The organism is Nocardia terpenica (assembly GCF_013186535.1).
Classification (GTDB): Bacteria; Actinomycetota; Actinomycetes; order Mycobacteriales; family Mycobacteriaceae; genus Nocardia; species Nocardia terpenica.
This window is the reverse complement of the sequence record NZ_JABMCZ010000002.1, coordinates 653,135-671,784: the sequence shown is the minus strand read 5'-3', so window position 1 is coordinate 671,784 and position 18,650 is coordinate 653,135. Positions and strand designations below refer to the sequence as shown.

Genomic DNA, 18,650 nt, shown 5'->3' with positions numbered 1-18,650 from the left:
TTGTCCCGCACGGTATTACCCCTCCTTACGCGCGGCCAGATCCGCGTCGAACCGGGCCCGGATCTCGTCGGCCACCCCCGCGAGATTCAGCTCGAAGGTGAAGCCCTGCTCGAATCGGTAGCTGCGGTGCACATCCTGGGTATCGATCCCGTTCAGCGCCCGCTTGGCCGCGCGGATCACCCGCCCGTCCTTGGCGGCGATATTCTTCGCGACTTCCAGTGCGGCCGAATCCAATTCGGCGCGCGGCACCACCCGGTACACCGAGCCGAAGTGCTGCAACTGCTGCGCGGTGACCGTGCCCGCGGTGTAGAACAGCGTCCGCATCAGATGCTGTGGCACCAGCCGCGCCAGATGGGTGGCCGCGCCCAGCGCGCCCCGCTCCACCTCCGGCAGGCCGAAGGTCGCGTCGTCGGCGGCCACCACCACGTCCGCGTTGCCCACCAGGCCGATGCCGCCGCCGAGGCAGAAGCCGTGCACCGCCGCGATCACCGGCACCGCGCACTCGTAGATCGCCGAAAACGCCTCGTAGCAGCCGTGATTGGCGTCGATGAGGGCGCCGTGGCCCGAATCCCGCGCGATCTCCTTGATATCCACGCCCGCGTTGAAGCCCCGATTCTCCGCCCGCAGCACCACCACCGTGGTCTCCGGGTCGCGCCCGGCCGCACGGACCGCGTCGGCCAGGGCGAACCAACCGGCCGTGGGGAGCGCGTTGACCGGGGGGTAGTCGATCGTGACGACCTCTATGCCCGAGGTCTCGGTGTGACGGTTGATCCCCATCGCAAGTCCATTCGTTGGCAAAACAAGCAAGTGCTTGGTAGGTTAGCACGGTGGCAATCGCAGTGGACCTGTCCGGAGCCGTCGTCCTCGTCACCGGCGGGGTCCGGGGCGTCGGGGCGGGCATCGGCCGGGTGTTCCTGGACGCGGGCGCGACGGTGGTGACCTGCGCCCGCCACCCCGGCGACGCCCCCGTCGAAAGCTCCGGCCGCACCGCCGAATTCCTGCCGTGCGACGTGCGCGACGGCGAGGCGGTCGCGGCCCTGATCCACGCCGTCGTCGAGCGGCACGGCCGCCTGGATCACGTGGTCAACAATGCGGGCGGCTCCCCGTTCGCCCCGGCCGCCACCGCGAGCCCCAACTTCCACCGCAAGATCGTCGAACTGAATCTGCTTGCCCCGCTGCTGGTTTCGCAGGCCGCCAATGCGGTCATGCAGGAGCAGCCCGGCGGCGGCTCGATCGTGATGATCTCCAGCGTCAGCGGCCACCGCCCCTCGCCCGGCACCGCCGCCTACGGCGCGGCCAAGGCCGGGCTGGACAGCCTGGTCGGCTCGCTGGCCGTGGAATGGGCGCCCAGGGTGCGGGTCAACTCCGTCGTCGTGGGCCTGGTCCACACCGAGCGCAGCCACCTGCACTACGGCGACGAGACCGGGCTGGCCGCCGTCGCCGCCACCGTCCCGTTGCGGCGCATGGCCGCGCCCGAGGACGTCGGCCGGGTCGCCGCCTTCCTGGCCTCCCCGCTGGCCGGGTACGTCAGCGGCGCCACGCTGCCGGTGCACGGCGGCGGCGAGCGCCCCGCCTTCCTCGCCGCCGCCACCGCCGACAACCCCGAAGCCGCAGCACCACAACGGAAATGAGAGCAGGGAATATGGCAGACACGAGCGAGCGGATCTGTGCCGGACGGACCGTCGTGGTGACCGGCGCGGGCCGGGGCATCGGCCGCGCGCACGCGCTGGCCTTCGCCGCCGCGGGGGCCGATGTGGTGGTCAACGATCTGGGCGCGGAACTCGACGGTGTGGGCCGCAGCGATTCCCCGGCCGCGCAGGTGGTCGAGGAGATCCTGGAACTCGGCGGCAAGGCCGTGGTCAACGGCGACGACATCGCCGACTGGGCGGGGGCCAAACGGCTGGTCACCCAGGCCGTGAAGACCTTCGGCAGGCTGGACGTGCTGGTCAACAATGCCGGGATCGTGCGCGACCGGATGCTGGTCAACCTGAGCGAGCAGGAGTGGGACGCGGTGCTGCGCGTGCACCTCAAGGGCCACTTCGCCACCATGCGGCACGCCGCCGAGTACTGGCGCGCCGAGACCAAGGCCGGGCGCGCCGTCGACGCCCGCATCATCAACACCAGCTCCGGCGCGGGCCTGCGGGGCAGCGTGGGCCAGGGCAACTACGCCGCCGCCAAGGCCGGTATCGCCGCGCTGACCCTCACCGCGGCGGCCGAATTCGCGCGCTACGGCGTCACCGTGAACGCCATCGCCCCCGCGGCCCGCACCCGCATGACCGAGGGCGTGTTCGCCGACATGATGGCCAAACCCGAGTCCGGCTTCGACGCCATGGCCCCGGAGAACGTATCCCCGCTGGTCGTCTGGCTGGGCAGCCCGGACTCGGCCGGGGTGACCGGTCGGATGTTCGAGGTCGAGGGCGGCAAGGTGGCGCTGGCCGACGGCTGGCGGCACGGCGTCGCGCAGGACCGCGGGGCCCGCTGGAATCCGGCGGAACTGGGTCCGGTGGTACGCGAGCTGATTGCCCGGGCCACGCCGCCGGAAGCGGTCTACGGGGCCTGATTCACCCCGCGCAACCCCCTCACCAGCACCGCAGCAACTCCGGTCGCCGAATCGCGTTTCGCGTCCCGCCTTCCCCTGCGCGAATCGATCCGAATGCCCGGCCGTATCGAATAACCTTGTGCGAGTAGCGATGATCGAGTGCGGCGGCAACGCCCGTACGGTGCCCGCATGTCGCCGCGTGTCGCCGATTGGCGTGTCGCACCCGGCTCGTCGCCGCCCGTCGATCGTTGTGGCAAGTCATGCAACGTGCCCGGCGGCAGTGGGGCGTCTCACACCCGCTCGCTGCATGAGCAAACAGCTGGCAGTTATGATGATCGACATCCGTTAAAGTCCGGAGTCGATAGCGGCCGGGCCAAGCTCTGCGCTGATGAGCGATGAGGGGAAGGCAGGCGCATGACCGTAGGTCGCGTAATGCGCGTAGTGACGGTAGCCGGGATCATTGCCGGCACCGGCCTGCTCGGCCCGCTCGCCGCCCAGGCCCAGGCGCCCGCGAACCCCTCCGGATGCCCGTCCTGCGGTCCCGACGCGGTCGACAACGGCACCCCCCTATCCATCCCCGGCCGAGCGACCGGCGCGTCCACCGGCTCGGCCGAGTCCACCCCGGCCGCCGCGGCCACCGACCCGGACGCCCCCGCACCGGCCACCCCGGCCGCCGGTGTCGGCTTCGCGGGCCTGGGCTCCATCCTCGGCACCGGCTCGGCCGGTCTGCTCGGCACCGGTTCGGCCGCCGTCGGCTCCGCCGGTGCGGGCTCTGCGGTCGGCTCCGCCGGTGCGGGCACCGGCTCCGCGGTAGGCGGAACCGGTTCCGCCGCAGTGGGTTCCGCCGGAGTCGGCACCGGTTCGGCGGTACTCGGCACCGGCTCCGCACTACCGGGCGCAGGCTCCGCCGCCACCGGATCCGCCGGTGCCGCAACGGGTTCCGCGCTCGCGGGCACGGGCTCCGCCGCCGGTTCGGCGCTCGCGGGTACCGGTTCTGCCGCCGGTTCGGCGCTCGCGGGTACCGGTTCTGCCACGGGGTCTGCGCTGGCTGGTCTCCTCGGTACTGGTTCGGCGACCGGTTCTGCCACCGGGTCGGCGCTGGCCGCTCTCCTCGGTACTGGTTCGGCCACAGGCTCTGCCACCGGGTCCGCACTGGCTGCTCTGCTCGGTACTGGTTCGGCCACGGGTTCTGCCACCGGTTCGGCGCTCGCCGGTCTGCTCGGCACCGGGTCGGCCGCCACCGGCTCTGCCGCAACGGGTTCGGCGGCCGTCGGGTCCGCGGCGGTGCTGTCGCCGCTGCTGCTTCTGCTGCTGCTGCAACCGCCCCCGGTTCCGCCGCCGGTGCCGCCCGCGCCGCCGCTGGCCATTCCGCCCGTGCCGCCGGTGCCCGCCGTCCCCGCGCCGCCGCTGCCGGTGATCGCGCCGATCGTCCCGGCCCCGGCCGCCGCGCCCGCGCCGCCGCCACCGCCCGCGCCGCCCGCGCCCCCGGCCCAGCCGCCCGCGCCCGCCCGGCCGTCCACGCCGAATATCCGCCCGACCGCGGCCAATTCCGCCCTGCCCCCGGCGAAGGTGCTGACCGTGATCGGTGGCCTCGCGGCCATGGCGCTGGTCGCCGCCGGATCCGGCGCGGTCAGCTTCCAGAGTGCCTCCGCGGCGCAGGCGCGCATCGACGCCGCCCGTGCCGAGTTCTTCGGACCGAGGGCATGAGGGGGGACCGATGACGGACAGTCGGGCGCAGAGTAGCCGGTCCTACCGCCGGGTGGCCGCCGCCGTCGACGCGGTGTGCGCGGTCGCCGCCGACTTCGACGCCACCACCCTCGACGAGGTCGTGCTGGCCATCTCGGCGGAGCGCCGCCGCCCCATCGAGATCGCCAGCGCCCACCTGGGCCCCGGCGTCTGCGGCCAGCGCCGCAGCTACCCGGAGAAGGACGTGATCGTGCTGGCCTCGGCGCTGCCCAGCCGCGAACACACGCTCGCACACGAATTGGGGCACATCATCTTCGACCACCCGGGCGAGACGGCCACCGAGGTCACGCTGGAGGCCAGCGACGACCTCATCGCCTACATGCTCAGCCAGCGTGCCCACCAGCAGATCGTCGACGACGGCGAGGACGATCAGGCGGAGTGGGAGGCCGAGACCTTCGCCAGCATGTTGATGACCAGACTGCGCGTATTCCACAGCCGGGGCGCAGGCGTCTCGGTCCTTCGATTCGATGAGGCACTGGGATGACCTTCTGGTTGGTCGCACTGCTGATCTGGATGGCCGCGGGTGCGCGGGTCGGTCGCGTGCTGGTCAAACCCGCCACCACCGCGCGGGTCGCCATCGTGGTGGCGGTCTCCGCGGTGGCGTGCACCGCGACGGTGGCGGTCCCGGAGATCGGGGTGGCGCTCGATCACGCGGCCCCCGGCGGCATTCGCGGCCAGGCGCTGGCCGACCGGGTGGTGGCCGCGGCCTGGCTGCTGTTCGTGGTGGCGACCTCGGTGGTGGCGGCCGCCGCCTGGCCGGTCGTCTCGCGCCGGAACCTGCGCCAGATCGCGCTGACCATCTACGCGGGCGGCCTGATCGCCATCGCGGCCACACTGGCCTGGTCGCTCATGTTCGGCTGGGTGATCACGCTGCTCTGCTGCGTCTTCATCGCGCTCACCGGCCTGCGCAACCTGGACTGGACCACGCTCGGCCGCGGCATCGCGCTCTACACCTCGGGCACCGTGCTGGTCGGTGTGCTGGCGGTGCTGTCGATCCGGCGGCTGGCGCTCGGCGCCGCCCCGGCCCGGCCGAGCGAGCCGGGCTGGTTCTGGCCCGCCTGGCAGGTGGCGAGCCTGCTCATCGCGGTCGGCGCGGTGTGGATCGTCATCGAGCTGTGGGCGCGGGCGCGCCTGCTGCTGCGGCAGATTCGGCTGCTGCACCGCACCATGACCAAACGCTTCCCGGAGGTCGTCGCGCACGATCAGACCGGTTCCACCACACAGCTCAAGGCGTCCGATCAGGTGGCGCAGATCATGGACGCGCTGTACCTGCAGTCCGGCGGTGGCGTCGAACTGGCGGCCGCGGGCGCGCCGCCGGGCTCGGTGGCCGCGCGCGCGGATCGCGTCGCCCTGTGGGCGCACAACCCGCTCGGCGAGGTGGTGATCGACGCGCGCTGGATCGCGCCGCCCGAGGGATTGAGCCCGCGCGGCTGGGTGCAGGCGATTGCCCGCGCATTCGATGCGACGGCGGAACAACGCCCCGCCGCGTCCCGACAGGGCTGAATAACAACTGTCATTTGCAAATGACTTTGCATCCGGCGCAGGCCCGGTGGGCGGTCCGGGTCACAGGACGCCAGCCATTCGCCCAACCGGCCGGTATCGAGTCGTGCATCACATCGCCGCGTATGTGGGGCGGACACGGCTCGGACCGAAGCGGCCCCCCGCTTCGGTTCGAGCCGCAAAACAAACACAGTGCGGCTCCGAGTCACCGCACTGTGTTGCTCTGTCGGACTTCCTATTCCGTGCCGTCCGGCGGAATCTCGGGCAGACCCTCGCTCGCCCGCAGCTTCTCGGCCATGGAGGTCAGGAGGTTCTGCGACTCTTCGGACAAATCGAACGCCCTACTCGACAACCGTCGCAGTCCGTAGCCCTGCAGCTGGGACAGCAGCTCCAGATCGTGATCGATCTTGGCAGCGTAGATGTCGTTGAAGAAGTAGTCCGGTTTGACCTTGAAGAACTTCGCCAGCGCGGCCACCGTCTCATCTGAGGGGTTGGTCCGCTGTCCCGACCGCAACTGCGAGAGGTACGGTTTCGAGATCGGATGGCCGGAGGCCGTCAGCGCAGCCGCCACCTCGGCATTGGTGTGCGGCTTACGCCCCGGGGGATGCACGGTTTCGAACAGCTTGTTCAGCCGCGCCGCGAAATCAGCCATTGTGAGCCGCCCAATTCCCTTCGCTGTACTAACAGTCGTTATCTCGGATACGTATCATTGATATTAGCGGCTAAGACCGTGTCTCATATGGCCGCTTTCATCAGCTTCTTGAAGCAGGTGAGTGCGGCGGCTAGCGTCAGGAAGCCCAGATAATGAATTCCCTTGCGGTCGTAGCGAATGTTGAGCCGGTGGTAGCCGGTCAGCCACGACACGGTGCGTTCGATCACCCACCGGTGGCGGCCGAGTCGCTGGTTGGACTCGATTCCCTTGCGGGCGATGCGGACTGCGATGCCCCGGTGGCGCACCCACCGCCGCAGTTCGGGCTGGTCGTATGCCTTGTCGGCGTGCAACTTGCCCGGCCGGCGTCGCCGCGGGCCACGTCGCGACCGGACTGCCGGGATCGCTTTCACCAACGGTTTGAGCGCTTGGGAGTCGTGGACGTTGGCGGCCGAAACCGCCACGGACAACGGGATTCCCGTCCGATCGGACAGGATGTGCTGCTTGGAGCCGGGCTTGCCGCGATCGGTCGGGTTCGGCCCGGTCAGATCGCCCCTTTTTTCGCCCGTACGCTCGCCGCATCGACTACCGCCCGCGACCAGTCGATCAGGCCCCGGCTGCCCAGCTCGTCGAGTATCGCCCGGTGCAGTCGCCGCCACACGCCGGCCTGGGTCCACACCGTGAACCGGCGATGCGCCGTCGGCACACTCACACCGAACGACGGCGGGAGCATCCGCCACGCACAACCGCTGGTCAGCACATACACCACCGCCGTGAACACCGCCCGCTGGTCGGTCGGGGCGATGCCGCCGCCCTGCGGGCGCGAGGCGAACTCCGGCAGCAGCGGCTCGACCAGCTCCCACAACTCGTCCGGCACCAACCGCTGCGACAACACATCCGTCACGACCGAACATCATGCAACACAACCAATCTCGGTGCAGGCAAAACGGATTACATCCATGTGAGACACGGTCTAAGTAACTGAAAACCTACGCCTGTTTCGTGATTTCCTTGAAGCTTCCAGGCGGCCGGTTGGGGAACCGGCGATGGTCGGGGCGTTTGCGGGGTACCGCCCCGGTTGTTCGGAACCGCTGGCGCAGACCGGTTCTGGCCCGTCGCAAGCGTCTCGGTCGAAGTCCTTCTAGTAACTACAAGATAGCTGACGTCTCATACTCTTGTCTGTACCGTACTTTGTGTGGTGTACGCCACGTTCCTTACGCTCTGAGATGAACGTTCAACCTGCGGCGGAGCGGCCTTTCTACAGGCGTTCGATGATCGTTCCTGTCGCAAGTGCGCCACCGGCGCACATGAGGATCATGGCAATCGAGGAGTCCGATCGCTCGAGTTCGTGCAGCGCGGTGGTGATGAGCCGGGATCCGGTGCTGCCCACCGGATGTCCGATCGCGATGGCTCCGCCGTTCACATTCACGCGGTCCATATCGGGCTTGTGCACCGAGGCCCACGACAGCGGAACCGACGCGAATGCCTCGTTGATCTCGAAGAGATCGATATCGGAGATGCTCATTCCTGACCGCTCCAGCAGCCGGGTGGTGGCCTGCACCGGGCCGTCGAGGTGGAACTCCGGCTCGGAGCCGACCAGGCACTGATGCAGGATGCGCGCCCGTGGCCGCAGGCCCGCGCGGGTGGCGGCCCGCTCGTCCATCAGCAGCACCGCGGCCGCGCCGTCGGAGATCTGCGAGGAGGTGCCCGCGGTGTGAATGCCGCCCTCCAGCACCGGCTTCAGCTTCGCCAGGCCCTCCCGGGTGGTCTCGCGCAGGCCCTGATCGCGGGCCACGTCGAGCTTCTCGCCGGTGAGGTTGCCCTCCCTGTCCACCTGCGGTGCGGTGACGGTCAGCACCTCGCGGTCGAAGCGGCCCTGCGCCCATGCCTGTGCGGCCAGACGCTGTGAGCGCAGGCCGAATTCGTCCACATCGTCGCGAGTGATTCCGCGCCGCTTGGCGATTCGCTCCGCCGCCTCGAACTGGTTGGGCATATCGATGCTCCAGCTCGCGGGCCGCCGCGGTCCGGCGTGCTCGCCGACATTGGCGCCCAGCGGGACGTGGGTCATGGCCTCCACGCCGCAGGCGATGCCCGTGTCGATGGCCCCGGCCGCGATCAGCCCGGCGATCAGGTGGTTGGCCTGCTGGGCGGAACCGCACTGGGCGTCGATGGTGGTCGCGCCCGTCTGCCAGGGCAGGCCCGCGTGCAGCCACGCGGTGCGGGTGACGTTGTTGGACTGTTCCCCGGCCTGGGTCACGCAGCCGCCGATGATCTGCTCCACCAGTGCCGGGTCCAGGTGCGTGCGCTCGAGCACGCCGCGCTGGGCGGCCCCGAGGATCTCGGCGGCGTGCAGACCGGCCAACCGGCCGCCGCGTTTGCCGATCGGAGTGCGCGCGGCCTCGACGATGACGGGTGTGCCCATGACGTTCCTTCCGGACAGAAAATGAAACAAGTTCTCTGGATGGTGGATGCGCGAAAATTGGCTTCTTTACTACTGATACCACCTATGTTGCAATGAAGGTAGAACGTGTTACAGAACGTGTTTTCGCTTGTCGAAGGAGACAGCTGGTGGTAGACACTCGTACCGCGCCGAACCTCCCGGAGGGGTTCGACGTCACCGATCCGGAGCTGTGGGCCCGGCGGGTGCCGATGGAGGAGTTCGCCGAACTGCGCCGGGCGGCCCCGATCTGGTGGAACGCGAAGTCACCGGAGGTGGGCGGTTTCCACGACGAGGGATTCTGGGTGGTCAGCAAGCACGCCGACGTCAAGGAGGTGTCGCGGCGCAGCGATGTGTTCTCCAACTTCGAGAACACGGCCATCCCGCGTTTCAACGACGACATCAAGCGCGAGAACATCGAGATGCAGCGGTTCGTGCTGCTGAACAAGGACGCACCCGAGCACACCAAGCTGCGCAAGCTGATCTCCAAGGGCTTCACCCCGCGCGCCGTCAACGGGCTGCGCGCGGAGCTGTCGGCGCGGGCCCGCTCCATCGTGGAGGCCGCCGCCGCGAGCGGTTCCGGCGACTTCGTCACCCAGGTGGCGTGCGAGCTGCCGCTACAGGCGATCGCGGAGCTGATCGGGGTGCCGCAGGACGACCGGATGAAGGTCTTCCGCTGGTCCAACGAGATGACCGGCTACGACGATCCGGAGATCGACGTCGACCCGCTGGCCTCCGCGATGGAGATCCTCGGCTACGCCTACCAGATGGCCGAGGGGCGCAAGGCATCCCCGGCCGACGATATCGTCACCGAACTGGTCAACGCCGATGTCGACGGTGAGGCGCTGACCTCCGACGAATTCGGCTTCTTCGTGATCCTGCTGGCGGTGGCGGGCAACGAGACCACGCGTAATGCCATCAGCCACGGCATGATCGCCTTCCTGGAGCATCCGGAGCAGTGGGAGCTCTACAAGCGCGAGCGCCCGGCCACCGCCGCCGACGAGATCATCCGCTGGGCCACGCCGGTGAGCTCGTTCCAGCGCACCGCGCTCGCGGATGTGGAACTCGGTGGCGTGCGGATCAAGCAGGGGCAGCGGGTGGTGATGCTGTACCGCTCGGCCAACTTCGACGAGGACGTGTTCGAAAACCCCTACCGCTTCGACATTCTGCGCGACCCCAACCCGCACCTGTCCTTCGGCGGCACCGGCGCGCACTTCTGCATCGGCGCGAACCTGGCCCGCCTGGAAATCGACCTGATCTTCAACGCCATCGCCGACCACCTCCCCGACATCACCAAACTCGGCGACCCCAAGCGGCTCCGCTCGGGGTGGTTGAACGGGATCAAGGAGTTCCCGGTGGATTACGGGGCTCGGGGCTGACGGGGGAGGCCCCGGCCAAAAGCATGCCGGGGCCATAGGTTTGAGCGCCCGCCGGGGCCACAGGGTTGAGCTTCCGCCGGGGCCACAGGGTTGAGCTTCCGCCGGGGCCACAGGGTTGAGCTTCCGCCGGGGCCACAGGGTTGAGCTTCCGCCGGGGCCATACTTCATGATCTCGCCGGGGCCATACTTCATGTTCCCGGCGGGGCCATACTTCATGATTCCGGCGGGGCCATACTTCATGATCCCGGCGTGCTTTTGGCCGGGATCACTCCCGCCGCACAGTCCCCATGGCGCGCTCCGTCTCCCAGTACGCGCGCAGGGCCGCGATTTTCCCCGTCTCGTCCACCCGGTAGGTGAACACCCCCTCGGCGTCGATGATGTGGCCGCCGAGGTGGGTGCGGATGAGGCCGGTGAAGGCTATTTCGTTGCCGCAGGCGAAGGAGTCGGTGAAGCGGAACTCGATGGACTCGGTGGGGGCTATCGCCTTGTCCCAGAAGGCCGCGATGGCATCGCGGCCGCAGTGGCCGCGGCCGTCGGGGTCGAAGGCCGAGGGGCCGATGGGGTCCTCGACGATGCCGTCGGTGGCGAACAGGTCCAGCCACGCCGCCTTGTCGCGGGCGCGGACCGCGGCCTGCGAGGCGCGCCCCGCGAGCCGGGCCGGATGGTCGGTGGCGGTGGTCATGCGGGCTGCTCGCTTCCCACCACCCACATCGAGAAGTATTGCGACCCACCGCCGTACGCGTGCCCGAACGCCTTGCGCGCGTCCTCGACCTGGTAGTCGCCCGCCCGGCCCATCACCTGCTTGGCGGCCTCGGCGAAACGGATCAGGCCGGACGCGCCGATCGGGTTCGAGCTGAGCACCCCGCCGGACGGATTGACCGGCAGCTTCCCGCCGATCGCGGTCTCCCCGGCGTCGGTGAGCTTCCAGCCCTCGCCCTCGGGCATGAAACCCAGGTTCTCCAGCCACATCGGCTCGAACCACGAGAAGGGGACGTAGATTTCGGCCGCGTCGATCTCCTCCAGGGGATCGGTGATCCCGGCCTGCCGCCACAGCGCGGCGGCGGCGTCCCGCCCGGCCCGCGGACTGACCTGATCCCGACCGGAGTAGGCGAGCGGCTCGGTGCGCATGGCGGTGCCGTGCACCCACGCGACCCTCCGGCCCGCCGCCTCCGCGGCCTTGGCTGCCGCCTCGTCACCGATCACCAGCGCGCACGCGCCGTCGGAGGAGGGGCAGGTCTCGTCGAAACGGATGGGGTCCCACAGCATCTGGGAGGCCAGCACCGATTCCATCGTGATATCGGGCTGCTGCAGGTGGGCCAGCGGATTGCGGGCCCCGTTGCGGCGATCCTTCACCGCGACCATGGCCCCGATGTGCAGCGGCGCGCTGGCGCGGCGAATGTAGGCGCGCACGTGCGGGGCGAAGTATCCGCCCGCGCCCGCGCCGACCGGCATGGTGAACGGCACCGGATTCGACAGCGCCCACATGGCATTGGATTCCGACTGCTTCTCCCACGCCACCGCGAGCACCCTGCCGTGCACCCCGGCCTGCACGTGATTGGCGGCCACGACGCCGGTGGAGCCGCCCACCGACCCGGCGGTGTGCACGCGCAGCAGCGGTTTCCCGGTGGCGCCCAACGCATCCGCGAGATAGAGCTCGGGCATCATGACGCCCTCGAACAGATCCGGGGCCTTGCCGACGACCACGGCGTCGATGTCGGCCATGGTGAGCTCGGCGTCGGCGAGCGCGCGGTCGATCGCCTCGCGGCACAGCCCGGCCATCGAGACGTCGGACCGTTTCGTCACGTGATGTGTTTGTCCGGTGCCGAGCACCGCGGCGGGATTCGTCATCGTGCCTCCAGGGTGGCGACCAGATTGTGTTGCAGCGCGGGGCCGCTCGACGCGTGCGCGAGGGCGCGTCCGGCGGCGCCGGTCATGATCTCGGTGGCGGCGAAGCCGATCCGTTCCAGCCCGGCGGCGAACATCGGATTCCCGGCCAGCGGGCCGCCCGAGGGGTTGACGCGGGTGCCGTCGCCCAGCCCGATCGCCTGCTTCAGGATCAGCTGCTCGTGGCTGTACTGCGCGTGCAATTCGGCGACGTCGAATCCGCCCGTGTCGCCACCGGTGACGGCCCGCGCCGCCGCGGTGGTCGAGCTCGATACGGTCAGGTCGCGCGCGCCGAGCATCGGGGTGTCGATGCGGTGCGCGATGCCGGTCAGCCAGGCCGGGCGTTCGCACAGCTCGCGGGCCCGGTCACCGGCGGCGAGCACGATCGCGGCGGCACCGTCGGTGATCGGCGCGATATCGTGCGCGCGCAGCGGATCGGCGACATACGGTGCGGCGAGCCGCTTGTCGATCTCGGCGTCGTCGACGGCCGACACCGCGGCCATCTCCCGCTCGCTCCAGCGCCCGGCGTCCAGCCCGGCGCGGGCCTGCAGGCCCGCGAGGGAGAGCGCGTCCGGCCACAGCGGGGCCACCAGGTAGGGGTCGGTCTGCAGGGTGAGCACCTGGCGCAGCGTGCCCGCCGACGCCTTGCCGAAGCCGTAGACCAGCGCGGCCTTCGCCTGTCCCGAGCGCAGTTTCACCCAGGCCTCGTACAGCGCCCAGGCGGCGTCCATCTCCACGTGCGATTCGTTGATCGGCGGCACCGCGCCGATCGAGTCGATCGCGGAGATGAACGAGAAGGCCCGCCCGGCAAGGTAATCCGAGGAGCCCGAGCACCAGAAGTCGATATCGGCGACGCCGATGCCGAGCGTGTCGTACAGCTGCCGGAAGCAGGGCACCAGCATCTCGACGCCGTTGGTGGTGCCGAAGGTCTCCGGAACATGCGGCGCGTGGGCGAAACCCACCACCGCGATGTCGGTTGCGTTGTCGCTCAACGTAGGTCAGCGCCTCTCTACAGATGGTGGGCGTAGGTGGCGTACTCCGCGTCCGGCTCGCCCGTCGGTTCGAAGTGGTCGACGTTCTCGAGGGTGTAGCCCCACTCCTCGCGCGGCTTCCACACCGCCTTCACCCGCATGCCCATCCGCACCTGCGCCGGGTCGCAGCCCAGCACCCGGTGCAGCACCGGGATGTCCGCGCCGTCGAGCAGGATGTAGGCGGCGACGAAGGGCGGCTTGATCTTCTGGCCCAGGAACGGCACGTTCACGATGCAGAACGTGGTGATGATGCCGGTATCGGGCAGGTCGACGATGTCGTCGGTGGGGCGGCCGTCGATCGGATCCGCGCCGCGCGGCGGGAAGTACACCTTGGATTCGGCGTCGGCCCGCCCGCCGATCAGCCGCCCCTCCGCCAGCGCCCTCAGGTAACCGCTCTCCTGCGGCGAGGCGGTGTGCTTGTAGCGCAGGTCGATCGGGGTGACGATACCCGTAACCGGTTCTCCGGCAACGGAATCGGCCGGTCGCGCGGAGGTATCGCCGGGCTCGAAGCAGGCGATGTCGTGGATGCCGCCGGTCCGCTCGGCGGCCCAGCGCACCCGCACCCGCAGGCCGGTGTGGATGTCCCCGGGCGCGGCGACGTCGACCGCGTGCAGCAGCGTGGTGTCCGCGCCGTCGAGCTGGATCAGCGCCCAGGCGAACGGGCGGTCGAAGGGCTGGCCCGGCAGCGGATCCCGCACCCACGTCCAGGTCCGCACGGTGCCCACGTCGGCGACCTCGACGAACTCCGTCAGCGGGGCCGCGGTGACCGGATCGTATTCGGCGGGCGGCACCAGCACCCGTCCATCCGAGCCGCGCACGCCGACGATGCGGCCCTCGCGCAGCCCGGTCAGGAACCGGCCGACGGTCGGTCCCACCGAGCGGGTGTAGTCGAACGTCATGCGCAATTCGGCGGCGAGCACATCGGCGATTGCGCCGGTCATGGTGTTCCCCTGAGTCACGATATCGAGTAGAACAGGTTCTTATTCTGGTGGCAAGGGTAGGTCCCGACAGGAGGTCGATCATGCGGTTCGGACTGCAACTCGGGTACTGGGGTGCGAGCCCGCCCGGCGGGGTGGGGGAGTTGGTCGACGCCGCCGAGGAGATCGGGTTCGACGCGGTCTTCGCGGCCGAGTCCTGGGGGTCGGACGCGTTCACGCCGCTGGCCTGGTGGGGCGCGCGGACCAGCCGGGTCCGGCTGGGCACCTCGGTGGCGCAGCTGTCGGCGCGCACGCCCGCGGCCACCGCCATGGCGGCGCTGACGCTCGATCACCTCAGCGGCGGCAGGCACATTCTCGGGCTCGGCGTCTCGGGTCCGCAGGTGGTCGAGGGCTGGTACGGGCAATCGTTTGCCAAGCCGTTGCAGAGGACTCGTGAGTACGTCGGTGTCATTCGGAAGGTGCTCGCCCGCGAGGCCCCGGTGACCAACTCCGGCCCGCACTATCCGCTGCCGTACCGGGGTCTGGGCGCGACCGGGCTGGGTAAGCCGCTCAAGCCGATCACCCACCCGCTGCGCGCGGATCTGCCCATCTGGCTGGGTGCGGAGGGTCCGAAGAATGTCGCGCTGACCGCCGAGATCGCCGACGGCTGGCTGGCCATCTACTACACGCCCCGGCTGGCGGGCATGTACGACGAGTGGCTCGACGAGGGATTCGCGCGCCCGGGCGCGCGCCGCTCGCGGGCCGACTTCGAGATAGCCGCGAGTTGTCAGGTCATCGTCACCGACGATGCCCGGGCCGAGATCGAGCGGATCAAACCCGTCATGGCGCTGTACATCGGCGGCATGGGGGCCGAGGAGCTGAACTTCCACGCCCAGGTCTACCGGCGCATGGGCTACGGGACCGAGGTCGACGAGATCACCCGGCTGTTCCGCGCCGGGCGCAAGGCCGAGGCCGCCGCGGTCGTGCCGGACGAGCTGGTCCTGGACACCGCGATCATCGGCGACGAGGCGCAGGTGCGCGCGCAGCTGCGGGTCTGGGAGAAGGCGGGGGTCGGCATGCTGCTGGTGACCGCCCGCGACGCCGACCAGCTGCGCCGGTTGGCGCCCCTTGTCCGGTTGTAGAACACGTTCTAGATTCGAGGAGTGACTTCGATGGAGCCGGCGCAGAAGCTGGGACTGTGGAACATTGCCGCCACTGCACCCGAACGGATCGCGGTCGTCGATCCGTCGGGGCTGCGGGTGAGCTACGGAGAGCTGGCCGCCCAGGCCGACAGACTCGCAAGGGGGTTGCAGGCCAAGGGATTACAACCGGGAGACGTGCTGGTCTCCATGGTGCACAACTGCGCGGAGGCGCTGGCGGTGTACTTCGCCGCCTACGAGGCGGGCCTGTACATCGTGGCGGTGAACTGGCATCTCACCGGCCCGGAGGTCGCCTACATCCTGGGCGACAGCGAGGCCAAGGTGTTCATCGCCGACGAGCGCTTCGCCGCGGCCGCCCGCGTCGCCGCCGACGAGGCGAACCTGCCGGGCGAGGCGCGCTACGCCGTGGGCGCGGTGGACGGTTTCCGGCCGCTGGCGGAGCTGGGCGCGGGCGAGACGGGACGGCCCGATACCCGCACCACCGGCGCGCCGATGCTCTACACCTCCGGAACCACGGGCCGCCCCAAGGGCGTTCGGCGCCCGCTCACCGGGGCCGACCCGGATCAGGTGGGCCCGCAGGCGACCGGATTCTTCGGCCTGTTCGGCATCCGGCCGTTCGACGATCACGTGCACATCTGCGGCTCGCCGCTGTATCACACCGCGGTGCTGAACTTCGCCTCGATCTCGATCCAGTTGGGGCACACGGTCGTTCTGATGGACAAGTGGGATCCGGAGGACATGCTGCGGCTGATCGAGCGGCACCGGGTCACGCACAGCCACATGGTGCCGACCCAGTTCCACCGGCTGCTGGCGCTGCCGGAACAGGTGCGCGCGAAGTACGACGTGTCCTCGCTGCGCTGCATGATCCACGGCGCCGCGCCGTGCCCGCAGGAGACCAAGCGCCGCATGCTCGAGTGGTGGGGCCCGGTGGTCACCGAGTACTACGCGGCCACCGAGGGCGGCGGCACCTCGATCACCGGCGCGGAGTGGCTGCGCAAGCCGGGCTCGGTCGGCAAGGCGTGGCCGTACGCGGTGGTCAAGGTGCTCGGCGAGGACGGGACCGAACTGCCGCCCGGCGCGACCGGTCAGGTCTACATGCGCATGGGCGGGTCCTCGTTCGAGTACCACAAGGATCGGGCCAAGACCGAGGACGCGCGGGTCGGCGACCTGTTCACCGTCGGCGACATCGGGTACATGGACGAGGACGGCTACCTGTACCTGTGCGACCGCCGCTCGGATCTGATCCTGTCCGGCGGGGTGAACATCTACCCGGCCGAGATCGAGGGCGAGCTGATCACCCATCCGAAGGTTGCCGATGTCGCGGTTTTCGGTATCCCGCACGCGGATTGGGGGCAGGAGGTCAAGGCCGTCGTGCAACCCGTGGAGGGGGTGTCGGGCAGCGACGAGCTCACCCGGGAACTGCTCGAGTTCGCGGCCGGGCGGCTCGCGAAATACAAGCTCCCGCGCAGCATCGACTATCTGCCGGAACTGCCGCGCGATCCGAACGGCAAGCTGTACAAGCGCAAACTGCGTGAGCGGTATGTGAGCGCATAGCAGATTCGATTCGAATCCGCTCCGGAATCGCCGAATCGATACGCCCGCCCGGTTTTCCGGGCGGGCTGTCGGGGTTGTGCGTGAAAGTTCCCGGCGCGCGCGGGGATTCGCGGATCCCGGTCGGTAAATCACCTCTTGTCAGGCATAAGAACACGTTCTATTTTTGATCTGTGAGCTACAACATAGCCGATCTTGTGGAACACGCCGTCGACCTCGTGCCGGACCGTGTCGCGCTGGCCGACGACACCCGCGCGCGGACCTATGCGCAGCTGGAGGACCGGACCAACCGGCTCGCGCACTACCTGCAACAACGGGGGGTGCGGCCGGGCGACAAGGTCGGCATCTACTCGCGCAACACCATCGAGGCCGTCGAGGCCATGGTCGCGGTGTTCAAGGCGCGGGCGGTCATGATCAACGTGAACTACCGATACGTCGAGAACGAGTTGCAGTATATTTTCGACAATTCGGATATGGTCGCGCTGATTCACGAGCGCCGCTACAGCGAGAAGGTGTCCGCTGTCCGTGCGAAGGCGCCGAAGCTGCACACGGTGATCGTGGTGGACGACGATACCTCGGGGCAGGTGCCGACCGCGGCCGATTCGGCGGAATACGAAGCGGCACTGGCGACCGTCTCCGGCGAACGGGATTTCGCGCCGCGCTCGCCCGACGACATTTTCATGATCTACACCGGCGGCACCACCGGCATGCCCAAGGGCGTGATGTGGCGGCACGAGGACGTGTGGCGGGTGCTCGGCGGCGGCATCAATTTCATTACCGGCGAGCGCATCCAGGACGAGTGGCATCAGGCCAAGACCGGCGCGGGCAATCCGCAGATGGTGCGCTACCCGATCCCGCCCATGATCCACGGCGGCTCGCAGTGGGCGACGTTCCACGGCCTGTTCGACGGTGGCAAGACCGTCATGGTGCCGGAGTTCAGCGGGCACGGCGTGTGGCAGACCATCGACCGGCACACGGTGAACCTGATCTTCATCACCGGCGACGCCATGGCCCGGCCGATGCTCGACGCGCTGAAGGCCGGGAACCCGGAAACCGGTGAGCCGTACCGGCATTCGAACCTGTACGCGATGGCGTCCAGCGCCGCGCTGTTCTCGCCGACGCTCAAGGACGAGTTCATCGAGCTGCTGCCCAACACCGTGATCACCGACTCGATCGGCTCCTCGGAGACCGGATTCGGCGGATTGTCGATGGTCGCCAAGGGCGCCACGCACACCGGCGGGCCGCGGGTGAAGATCGATGCGTCCACCGAGGTGCTCGACGAGAACGGCAACCCGGTGCGGCCGGGGTCGGGACAGGTCGGGCTGATCGCGCGCCGCGGCCATATTCCGCTGGGCTACTACAACGACCCGGTGAAGACCGCGGCGACGTTCAAGGAGTTCAACGGGATTCGCTACTCCATCCCCGGCGACTTCGCCCGGGTCGAGGAGGACGGCACCGTCACCATGCTGGGCCGCGGCTCGGTGAGCATCAACAGCGGCGGCGAGAAGATCTACCCGGAGGAGGTCGAGGGGGCGCTGAAGTGTCATCCGGAGGTCTTCGACGCGCTGGTCATCGGCGTCCCCGACGAGCGCTGGGGCCAGCGGGTGGCGGCGGTCGTGCAGTGCCGCGGCGGCAAGCGCCCCAGCCTGGAGGAGCTGCGCCCGGTCCTGACCCGGGAGATCGCCGCCTACAAACTCCCGCGCACCCTCTGGTTCGTCGACGAGATCAAGCGATCTCCCGCGGGCAAACCGAACTACCGCTGGGCCCAGGACCACGCGGCCGCCCACCCCGCCGACGAGGACGCTCCGGCTTCGGCGAAGTAGGCGGGCCGACCGGTTCGCTCGCGGTCTGTTTCTT

The 18,650-nt window shown here is 69.4% G+C and carries 17 protein-coding genes; 9 read left to right on the top strand and 8 right to left on the bottom strand.

Translation table 11 applies throughout. The features are described 5' to 3' along the window. Nucleotides 1–15: 15 nt before the first annotated feature. Entirely contained in the window at nt 16–777 is a 762-nt protein-coding gene (locus HPY32_RS14485; protein WP_067580678.1) for an enoyl-CoA hydratase family protein, read from the bottom strand. 50 nt (nt 778–827) lie between these two features. Here HPY32_RS14485 and HPY32_RS14480 point away from each other — a divergent pair, with 50 nt between their 5' ends. From HPY32_RS14480 to HPY32_RS14460, 5 genes are all read left to right on the top strand, one after another. Beyond that, entirely contained in the window at nt 828–1,631 is an 804-nt protein-coding gene (locus HPY32_RS14480) for an SDR family oxidoreductase (RefSeq protein WP_373686634.1), read from the top strand. Between the two features lie 11 nt (nt 1,632–1,642). Continuing rightward, nucleotides 1,643–2,560, top strand: a complete 918-nt coding sequence (locus HPY32_RS14475) for an SDR family oxidoreductase (RefSeq protein ID WP_067580680.1) — start codon at nt 1,643–1,645, stop codon at nt 2,558–2,560. 411 nt (nt 2,561–2,971) lie between these two features. Beyond that, a complete protein-coding gene (locus HPY32_RS45675; RefSeq protein ID WP_171982863.1) occupies nt 2,972–4,246 on the top strand; it encodes a hypothetical protein in 1,275 nt (424 codons plus the stop codon). 10 nt (nt 4,247–4,256) lie between these two features. Beyond that, a complete protein-coding gene (locus HPY32_RS14465; protein ID WP_067580684.1) occupies nt 4,257–4,769 on the top strand; it encodes an ImmA/IrrE family metallo-endopeptidase in 513 nt (170 codons plus the stop codon). Further along, complete coding sequence (locus HPY32_RS14460; RefSeq protein WP_067580686.1) at nt 4,766–5,788, top strand: hypothetical protein; 1,023 nt, start codon at nt 4,766–4,768, stop codon at nt 5,786–5,788. The genes HPY32_RS14465 and HPY32_RS14460 overlap by 4 nt, the downstream gene beginning before the upstream one ends. Before the next feature lie 232 nt (nt 5,789–6,020). On the opposite strand, the gene HPY32_RS14455 is transcribed toward HPY32_RS14460, so the two are convergent. From HPY32_RS14455 to HPY32_RS14445, 3 genes are all read right to left on the bottom strand, one after another. Then, nucleotides 6,021–6,437, bottom strand: a complete 417-nt coding sequence (locus HPY32_RS14455; protein ID WP_011207048.1) for a helix-turn-helix domain-containing protein — start codon at nt 6,435–6,437, stop codon at nt 6,021–6,023. An 83-nt stretch (nt 6,438–6,520) separates the two neighbouring features. Next, nucleotides 6,521–7,326, bottom strand: a protein-coding gene (locus HPY32_RS14450; RefSeq protein ID WP_373686626.1) for an IS5 family transposase whose coding sequence is annotated in 2 segments (ribosomal slippage) — nt 6,521–6,996 and nt 6,996–7,326 — 807 coding nt in all. Because the reading frame shifts where the segments join, the coding sequence is not laid out codon by codon here. A gap of 366 nt (nt 7,327–7,692) precedes the next feature. Further along, nucleotides 7,693–8,856 carry a steroid 3-ketoacyl-CoA thiolase gene (locus tag HPY32_RS14445; RefSeq protein ID WP_067580688.1) on the bottom strand — a complete coding sequence of 388 codons (1,164 nt, stop codon included), beginning with the start codon at nt 8,854–8,856 and terminating at the stop codon, nt 7,693–7,695. A 227-nt stretch (nt 8,857–9,083) separates the two neighbouring features. Between HPY32_RS14445 and HPY32_RS14440 the strand changes: the two genes are divergently transcribed. Then, the gene (locus HPY32_RS14440) at nt 9,084–10,250 is read left to right on the top strand and encodes a cytochrome P450 (RefSeq protein ID WP_228786212.1); all 1,167 of its coding nucleotides are present in this window, start codon (nt 9,084–9,086) and stop codon (nt 10,248–10,250) included. 265 nt (nt 10,251–10,515) lie between these two features. Here the strand turns inward: HPY32_RS14440 and HPY32_RS14435 are convergent, their stop codons facing one another. The 4 genes from HPY32_RS14435 to HPY32_RS14420 are packed head-to-tail and all read right to left on the bottom strand — an operon-like array spanning nt 10,516 to nt 14,106. Then, nucleotides 10,516–10,932, bottom strand: a complete 417-nt coding sequence (locus HPY32_RS14435; RefSeq protein WP_067580692.1) for a nuclear transport factor 2 family protein — start codon at nt 10,930–10,932, stop codon at nt 10,516–10,518. Beyond that, nucleotides 10,929–12,098 (bottom strand): thiolase family protein, encoded by a 1,170-nt coding sequence (locus HPY32_RS14430; RefSeq protein ID WP_067580694.1) that lies wholly within the window; start codon nt 12,096–12,098, stop codon nt 10,929–10,931. The genes HPY32_RS14435 and HPY32_RS14430 overlap by 4 nt, the downstream gene beginning before the upstream one ends. Continuing rightward, on the bottom strand, nt 12,095–13,126 hold the full coding sequence (locus HPY32_RS14425) for a thiolase family protein (protein ID WP_067580696.1): 1,032 nt from the start codon (nt 13,124–13,126) through the stop codon (nt 12,095–12,097). Before HPY32_RS14425 ends, HPY32_RS14430 begins: the two co-directional genes overlap by 4 nt. Before the next feature lie 17 nt (nt 13,127–13,143). Further along, nucleotides 13,144–14,106 (bottom strand): Zn-ribbon domain-containing OB-fold protein, encoded by a 963-nt coding sequence (locus HPY32_RS14420; protein ID WP_197696446.1) that lies wholly within the window; start codon nt 14,104–14,106, stop codon nt 13,144–13,146. Nucleotides 14,107–14,186: 80 nt separating this feature from the next. Between HPY32_RS14420 and HPY32_RS14415 the strand changes: the two genes are divergently transcribed. From HPY32_RS14415 to HPY32_RS14405, 3 genes are all read left to right on the top strand, one after another. Further along, nucleotides 14,187–15,224, top strand: coding sequence for an LLM class F420-dependent oxidoreductase (locus HPY32_RS14415; RefSeq protein WP_067580700.1), 1,038 nt, complete (start codon nt 14,187–14,189; stop codon nt 15,222–15,224). A 30-nt stretch (nt 15,225–15,254) separates the two neighbouring features. Then, nucleotides 15,255–16,796 (top strand): acyl-CoA synthetase, encoded by a 1,542-nt coding sequence (locus tag HPY32_RS14410; RefSeq protein WP_067580702.1) that lies wholly within the window; start codon nt 15,255–15,257, stop codon nt 16,794–16,796. Between the two features lie 170 nt (nt 16,797–16,966). Continuing rightward, entirely contained in the window at nt 16,967–18,616 is a 1,650-nt protein-coding gene (locus HPY32_RS14405; RefSeq protein ID WP_067580704.1) for an acyl-CoA synthetase, read from the top strand. Nucleotides 18,617–18,650 lie beyond the last annotated feature (34 nt).

Excerpts from the sequence above, each read along its gene's own strand:
- HPY32_RS14485 (WP_067580678.1), bottom strand. The coding sequence starts at position 777 with ATGGGGATCAACCGTCACACCGAGACCTCGGGCATAGAGGTCGTCACG.
- HPY32_RS14475 (WP_067580680.1), top strand. The coding sequence starts at position 1,643 with ATGGCAGACACGAGCGAGCGGATCTGTGCCGGACGGACCGTCGTGGTG.
- HPY32_RS45675 (WP_171982863.1), top strand. The coding sequence starts at position 2,972 with ATGCGCGTAGTGACGGTAGCCGGGATCATTGCCGGCACCGGCCTGCTC.
- HPY32_RS14465 (WP_067580684.1), top strand. The coding sequence starts at position 4,257 with ATGACGGACAGTCGGGCGCAGAGTAGCCGGTCCTACCGCCGGGTGGCC.
- HPY32_RS14460 (WP_067580686.1), top strand. The coding sequence starts at position 4,766 with ATGACCTTCTGGTTGGTCGCACTGCTGATCTGGATGGCCGCGGGTGCG.
- HPY32_RS14455 (WP_011207048.1), bottom strand. The coding sequence starts at position 6,437 with ATGGCTGATTTCGCGGCGCGGCTGAACAAGCTGTTCGAAACCGTGCAT.
- HPY32_RS14445 (WP_067580688.1), bottom strand. The coding sequence starts at position 8,856 with ATGGGCACACCCGTCATCGTCGAGGCCGCGCGCACTCCGATCGGCAAA.
- HPY32_RS14440 (WP_228786212.1), top strand. The coding sequence starts at position 9,084 with ATGGAGGAGTTCGCCGAACTGCGCCGGGCGGCCCCGATCTGGTGGAAC.
- HPY32_RS14435 (WP_067580692.1), bottom strand. The coding sequence starts at position 10,932 with ATGACCACCGCCACCGACCATCCGGCCCGGCTCGCGGGGCGCGCCTCG.
- HPY32_RS14430 (WP_067580694.1), bottom strand. The coding sequence starts at position 12,098 with ATGACGAATCCCGCCGCGGTGCTCGGCACCGGACAAACACATCACGTG.
- HPY32_RS14420 (WP_197696446.1), bottom strand. The coding sequence starts at position 14,106 with ATGACCGGCGCAATCGCCGATGTGCTCGCCGCCGAATTGCGCATGACG.
- HPY32_RS14415 (WP_067580700.1), top strand. The coding sequence starts at position 14,187 with ATGCGGTTCGGACTGCAACTCGGGTACTGGGGTGCGAGCCCGCCCGGC.
- HPY32_RS14410 (WP_067580702.1), top strand. The coding sequence starts at position 15,255 with ATGGAGCCGGCGCAGAAGCTGGGACTGTGGAACATTGCCGCCACTGCA.